The sequence below is a fragment of the Pseudomonas sp. AP42 genome (assembly GCF_001728935.1).
Taxonomy (GTDB): domain Bacteria; phylum Pseudomonadota; class Gammaproteobacteria; order Pseudomonadales; family Pseudomonadaceae; genus Aquipseudomonas; species Aquipseudomonas lactis.
Map to the genome: position 1 here is coordinate 21,730 of NZ_LYSO01000083.1, position 6,030 is coordinate 27,759.

The window sequence follows — 6,030 nt, forward strand, 5'->3', positions numbered from 1 at the left end:
ACACTGGCGGCAAGCATACATCCAATGTGTGGTTTGCCTGCGTTCGGGCACACCGAGCCTGGGCGAGGTGCCGAGTGGTGGGGCAAGAGCGTTTTGCTTACTTTCGCGCTTTTCGAAAGTGAGCCGCCGTCAGGGCGGAACCCTAAGTGGCCGTTGCCTAAATAACGGATATGTACCCGGTCCAACTGTGTTGACTGTTAGGCCGCCTTCGCAGGCAAGCCAGCTCCCACATTTGGATCGTGGGGTGTCAGATAGATAGGCGTCGGCTGTCCGGTCGTCACGGGAGCAAGCTCCCTCGCCACAGGTTTAGCGTCGTACCGAAGTTGTGTAGATACCCATGCTGCGATGAGGGCAGTGCAGATCACAAGGCAGGAAAGTGAATCCTGAACGCCGCCCCACCCAACGCTGAATCCCCCAACGTCAACCGCGCGTGATAGCTTTCAATGATGTCCTTGACCACCGCCAGCCCTATCCCCTGCCCCGGGTGCTGGCGGTCGAGCCGTTCGCCGCGCTGCAGAATCCGTGCACGCTGGTCCGGTGGCACACCAGGGCCGTCGTCTTCGATACACAGCTCGATGCCGTCGAAGTTTTCCACCAGGCTGATACGCACTTGCTTGAGGCACAGGCGGTAGGCGTTTTCCAGCAGGTTGCCGAGCATTTCAAGCAACGCACCCTTTTCGATAGGCACCTCGCAGGCCTGCGGCAGATCAAACGTCACGGTGACCCGCTTGTCGCGATAAACCTTTTCCAGCGTATCGCACAGGCTTTGCACCACCGGTTCCAGGCGTACCTGGTGACGCACCAGGCCACTTTTTCGCAGGCTGGCACGCTGCAACTGGTAGCCGATCTGCTGGCTCATGCGTTCGATCTGCGATTGCAGCACCCACGCCTGGCTACGTTCTTCGGGGCGCTGGGCCATGTCTTCGCTCACACCCTGCAACACCGCCAACGGCGTTTTCAGGCTGTGGGCCAAGTCATCCAGGGAGTCGCGGTAGCGCGCACGCTGTTCGCGCTCGCTGTGCAGCAAGCGGTTGAGGGAACCGGTCAGGCGCAGCAGTTCGCGGGGGTGTTCTTCGCTGAGGCTTTCGCGGGTGCCGCCTTCGATCTGGTCGAGTTCATGGCTCAGGCGTCGCAGGGCCTGCAGGCCCCAGGTCAGGCCCAGCCACAACAGCGTCAACAGCACCAGCAAGGCCGCGCCGAACCCGAGGTAGAGGTTCTCGCGCAGGCCTTCCAGGGTCAGTTGGTATTCGCGTACCGGCTGCAAGGCGACAATGCTGAACGCCGCGCTCTTGCCTCCCAGCAGCCGGACCTCGACGTCATACACGAAAAATTCCTGGCCATTGGCCTCACGAATGCGCGCAAATTCATTGCCGCGCCCGTCGTAGCGCGGTTTGTAGTTGATGTTTTCTTCCTGGGTCGCCCGCGAGCGCCATACCAGATGGCCTTCACGGTCGTAGATATAGCCCAACAGCCGACTGTCGGTGAGGTTGAAACGCTCATCGGGCAACTGCGCCGGCATCAGCAGACGGTTATTGTCGACCCGCGCCGCGGAAATCAGGGTGGTCACATCCGACGCCAGGCGCTGTTCGATGGAATCCTGCAGCGCCAGGCTGAATGCGCCTTGCATGGCCGGCAACAAGCCGAGCATAAACAGCACGGCCAGGGTGGCGGCCGCCAGCATCAGGCGCACACGTAGCGAACGAATCAACGGCAGCGCTCATTGAACAGGTAGCCCAGGCCACGCACGGTATCGATCGGCTTGAACCCGGCCGGGCCTTCCAGCTTGCGGCGCAGACGGCCGACCAACACTTCGATCACGTTTGGATCGCGCTCGTCGTCATCCGGGTACAGTTGCTCCATCAAGCGGTCCTTGGCGACCACTTGCTGATGATGACGCATCAAGTATTCGAGGATCCGATACTCGTAGGCGGTCAGCGCCAGGGGTTGCTCGTCCAGGGAGGCTTGCTTGCGGTTGAGGTCTAGCAGCAGCGGCCCGGCAACAATAGTCGATTGGGTAAAACCGCTGGAGCGGCGCAGCAAAGCGTTCATGCGCGCCTCCAGCTCTTCGAACTGGAACGGTTTGACCACGTAGTCGTCGGCCCCGGCCGCCAGGCCTTCCACCTTGTCCTGCCAGTTGCCGCGGGCGGTGAGGATCAGGATCGGGAAGGTCTTGGTCTGGGTGCGCAACTGGCGAATCAGGTCCAGGCCGCCCATGCCGGGCAGGCCAAGGTCGATGATCGCCAGGTCATGGTTGAATTGGCCGGTCTGGTACAGGGCTTCTTCGGCGTTGGCCACGGCTTCGACCACATGCCCGCTGTCGGTCAGGCGGGTAAACAGGTGATGACGCAACAGCGCCTCATCTTCCACCACCAGCAATTTCATAAGGTTCTCCACTGCAATTCAACTAGCCGACAGGGGGATATCATAGCGGCCCTGCAGCTCTTGGGGGCGCAGTTTTATGCCATTGTAGTGGCCGGTCAGGTGCGCGTAGCCGCTGCGATAGTCGGGTTGCGCAGGGGTAGCGCCCAGGGCCTGGCCCCAAGGCGCGGCCTGGGTGCCGGCGTCTTCGAAGCTGACACGATGGATCAGGTTGCTGGATTTCTTGGTTTTCTCGCTGCCAAAGGCCGCAAAGGCGCCATCGGACGCCTGCACGCCGGCAGTGGCGCCCAGCATGGTCAAGGCCAACATCAGCTTTTTGATCGCAGTCATGGTGGTTACCTCATACGCGTTTAGGCTGTGGGGTCCAGACTACGCAGGCGCCCCTGAACTCCCCCTGAACAGGCTCTGAACCGCAGCTGAACCGCACCGGGCTATCCACTGGCGCGCCAACTCGGCAAAATACCGCGCATGACGCCCCTACCCGCTTGCTGCACCCCACTCGATGATCATTGGCCGTTGCCGGTTCCCTTGCCGGGCACGGTGTTTTTGAGCACGCGATTCGACCCAACTTTATTGAGCCCGGGCGATTTCCAGCGCTGCGATGTGCCGCCGCCCGCGAGCATCCAGCGCTCGGTCGCCAAGCGCCAGGCGGAATTTCTCGCCGGCCGCCTGTGCGCACGCGAAGCGCTGCAACGACTCGATCATCTGCACTGCATCCCGGCCATCGGCGAAGACCGCGCCCCGGTCTGGCCAGGGCATATCAGTGGTTCCATCACCCACAGCACCGGGCACGCTGCGGCGATTGTCGGGCACAAGGCGCAATGGCGCGGGCTGGGCATGGACCTAGAGCATTTGCTGTCACTGGAACGGGCCGAACGCCTGGCCGGGGAAATTTTGACGGCCGATGAGCTGCAGCGCATGGCTGCCCTGCCCCGTCAGCAACACGCCTTGCTGGTGACGCTGACGTTTTCGGTGAAGGAAAGCCTGTTCAAGGCGCTCTATCCGATCGTGCACAAGCGCTTTTATTTCGAGCATGCCGAGGTGTTGGAGTGGTCAGCGGCTGGGAGGGTGCGGTTGCGGTTGCTGACCGATCTTTCGCAAGAGTGGGGCCATGGCAAAGAGCTGGAAGGGCAGTTTGTGGTGCAAGGGGAGCAGTTGTTGAGCCTGGTGGCTGTCGCAATGTAGGAGCGAGCTTGCTCGCGAAAAACCTCAACGATAACGCGTGCTGCCTGAATAAACGCGGCGCCTGTGAGTTTTTCGCGAGCAAGCTCGCTCCTACAGTTGGGTTTCAGGGTTTATCCTGATCCCTGGGCCAGCTCAGGCTAAAGCACGCCCCGCCCAGGTTGTTGCTCTTGCTGATCAACGCCCGCCCGCCGTGCCAATAGATAATCCGCCGCACGATCGACAAGCCCAGGCCATGCCCGCCAGAAGCGCGGGTACGGCTGTCATCCAAGCGCAGGAACGGCGTGAAGATCCGCTCCCAGGCGCTTTCCGGCACGCCGGGGCCGTCGTCTTCCACATCGATGCGACAGCGCACCTGCCCTACCTGATAACTGATCAGCACCTGGCCCTTGGCATGGCGCATGGCGTTACTCACCAGGTTTTGCAGGGCGCGGTGCAAGTAGCGCGGTTCAGCGTCGACCCAGGCGTCATCCCAATGCGCCGAGGACAGGCAAATACCCCGGGTGACGGTGACCTGCGGGCGCAATGGCGATAATTCGCCAATCACCTGGTCGAGCAATGCATTAAGGTCCACGCGCTGGAAATTCAGCTCCGGCGCGCCCTGCTCCAAGCGGGCATAAGTGAGCATCTCGTCCACCAGGCCATCGAGGTCCTGGATATCGCCATCCATGCCTTCCAGGTATTTGCGCCGGGCTTCGGGCGTGGCAGCGTCACCGATCATCTCCAGGCCAAAGCGCAGGCGCGCGACCGGTGTGCGCAGCTCGTGAGACACCGCGCGCACCAGCTCGCGCTGAATCGCCAGCAATTGCTGCAAGTGCTCAGCCATGCCATTGAAAGCTGACGCCAGGCGCCCGACCGAGTCGGCACCGCGAGCGGGCACGCGCACTTCCAGGTTGCCCTTGGCGATACGCGTGGCCGCCGCCTCCAGGCCTTTGAGCCGGCGCTCAAGTTGTCGCACCAGCAGATAGACGATCAAGCCGATCAGGGTCAGGCCAATCAAGGTGATCAGGATCAGCCATTGCGCCGGGTACGGGTTCATCTGGTACAGCGGGCCGATCTCTAGAACCCACGGGGTACCGACCATGCCGGCAAACACGCGAATCGAATCGCCGCCCTTGCCCAGCGCCATCACCGTATCGCCCTCCGCCACACGACGGCGCTGGTCGTCGTCCATGTCGGCCTGGTCAAGGGCCGTCAAGTGCATTTCAAAACCAAAGGCCTTGGCGTGCTTGATGTCGGCCAGGCGCTGAGGTTGTTCGGCCACCGGAAAACGCACCAGTTCGTCGGCCAGCAGGTAAATAGTCGCACGGGCCAATTGCTCGCTGATCTGCTGCACCTCGCCGGTAAGCACCAGTTGCTCTTGCTCGCTGACCAACCGCAGCACCCGCGCCGCGTGGGGGCCGGTCTGTTCCACCAGGACCTGGCCGCGTTGCAGGCGGTTGCGCTGGCCCAGGTCCAATTGCGCGTCGGTGAACGTGCGCAGCTCCAGCGGAATACCGAGCAAACGCTCCCACACCGCCAAGGCGCGCTGGCGTTCAATGGCGCTCATGGGTTGCAGGTTATCGCCCATCAACGCAAAGGTGCCGTGGGCCAGGCGCTCACGGTACTGGCCGCTGCGCACGTCGTTGAGCAGGTGCAGCGCCAGGGCGCCGAGCAGCGCCACCAGGATCAGCGCGGCGCACATGCCGCCGTAGATGCGCAGGAAGATCGAGTTCACAGCGGCATATCGGCAGCGGCTTCGGGGACGAACAGGTAGCCTTTGCTGCGGATGGTCTTGATCAGGCGTGGGTGGATCGGATCGTCGCCGATCTTCGGTCGAATGCGCGAGATACGCACGTCAATCGAGCGATCCTGGCCGTCATAACCAATGCCGCGCAGGGCGATGAAAATTTCTTCGCGGGACAGGATGCGCCCGGCGTTCGCAACCAGCAGCCACAGCAGGTCGAATTCAGCGCTAGTCAGTTCGATGCTGCCTTCCTGCAACCAGGCTTCGCGCAAGGCATTGTCCACCACCAGCGGGCCAAACTGCAGGCGGCGCTGGGTTTCCACTGCAACGGGCAACACCGGTTCGCTGCGGCGCAGCAGCGCCTGGATACGCGCCAGCAACAAGCGCGGGCGCACGGGTTTGCACACATAGTCGTCGGCGCCCATGTCCAGGCCCAGCACCTGATCCATGTCGTCGGTGCGCGCGGTGAGCATCAGGATCACGCCGTCATAGCGCTCGCGCACCTTGCGGCAGATGCTCAGGCCGTCTTCGCCGGGCAGCATCAGGTCGAGGATCACCAGGTCCGGCTGCTCGGCGATGATGCGCGCCACGGCCTTGGCACCATCGCCTTCTACCGACACGCGCAGGCCGTTGCTTTCCAGGTACTCACGGGTCAACTCGGCGAGTCGCTCGTCGTCCTCGACGATCAGTATCTGCCAGGCTTCTTGCTCCATGCGCTACCTCGTTGTTATTAGAATTTCTTT

General features: G+C 62.4%; 6 protein-coding genes. 1 reads left to right on the top strand and 5 read right to left on the bottom strand.

Annotated features, from left to right (window positions below; translation table 11 throughout):
• Positions 1 to 361: 361 nt before the first annotated feature.
• The 3 genes from A7K61_RS22535 to A7K61_RS22545 are packed head-to-tail and all read right to left on the bottom strand — an operon-like array spanning position 362 to position 2,709.
• On the bottom strand, positions 362 to 1,708 hold the full coding sequence (locus A7K61_RS22535) for an ATP-binding protein (RefSeq protein ID WP_044267577.1): 1,347 nt from the start codon (positions 1,706 to 1,708) through the stop codon (positions 362 to 364).
• Positions 1,705 to 2,382: a response regulator gene (locus tag A7K61_RS22540; RefSeq protein WP_003193559.1), complete on the bottom strand. Its 678-nt coding sequence runs from the start codon at positions 2,380 to 2,382 to the stop codon at positions 1,705 to 1,707. Before A7K61_RS22540 ends, A7K61_RS22535 begins: the two co-directional genes overlap by 4 nt.
• An 18-nt stretch (positions 2,383 to 2,400) precedes the next feature.
• Positions 2,401 to 2,709 (bottom strand): hypothetical protein, encoded by a 309-nt coding sequence (locus A7K61_RS22545; protein ID WP_003193560.1) that lies wholly within the window; start codon positions 2,707 to 2,709, stop codon positions 2,401 to 2,403.
• Between the two features lie 138 nt (positions 2,710 to 2,847).
• Between A7K61_RS22545 and A7K61_RS22550 the strand changes: the two genes are divergently transcribed.
• Entirely contained in the window at positions 2,848 to 3,564 is a 717-nt protein-coding gene (locus A7K61_RS22550; protein WP_069558414.1) for a 4'-phosphopantetheinyl transferase, read from the top strand.
• Between the two features lie 103 nt (positions 3,565 to 3,667).
• Here the strand turns inward: A7K61_RS22550 and A7K61_RS22555 are convergent, their stop codons facing one another.
• Together A7K61_RS22555 and A7K61_RS22560 are read right to left on the bottom strand one after the other, a co-directional pair.
• The gene (locus A7K61_RS22555; RefSeq protein ID WP_069558415.1) at positions 3,668 to 5,278 is read right to left on the bottom strand and encodes an ATP-binding protein; all 1,611 of its coding nucleotides are present in this window, start codon (positions 5,276 to 5,278) and stop codon (positions 3,668 to 3,670) included.
• Positions 5,275 to 6,000: a response regulator gene (locus A7K61_RS22560; RefSeq protein ID WP_032895658.1), complete on the bottom strand. Its 726-nt coding sequence runs from the start codon at positions 5,998 to 6,000 to the stop codon at positions 5,275 to 5,277. The genes A7K61_RS22555 and A7K61_RS22560 overlap by 4 nt, the downstream gene beginning before the upstream one ends.
• Positions 6,001 to 6,030: the final 30 nt, after the last annotated feature.

Coding starts and splice junctions, on each gene's coding strand:
- A7K61_RS22540 (WP_003193559.1), bottom strand. CDS start 2,382: ATGAAATTGCTGGTGGTGGAAGATGAGGCGCTGTTGCGTCATCACCTG.
- A7K61_RS22545 (WP_003193560.1), bottom strand. CDS start 2,709: ATGACTGCGATCAAAAAGCTGATGTTGGCCTTGACCATGCTGGGCGCC.
- A7K61_RS22550 (WP_069558414.1), top strand. CDS start 2,848: ATGACGCCCCTACCCGCTTGCTGCACCCCACTCGATGATCATTGGCCG.
- A7K61_RS22560 (WP_032895658.1), bottom strand. CDS start 6,000: ATGGAGCAAGAAGCCTGGCAGATACTGATCGTCGAGGACGACGAGCGA.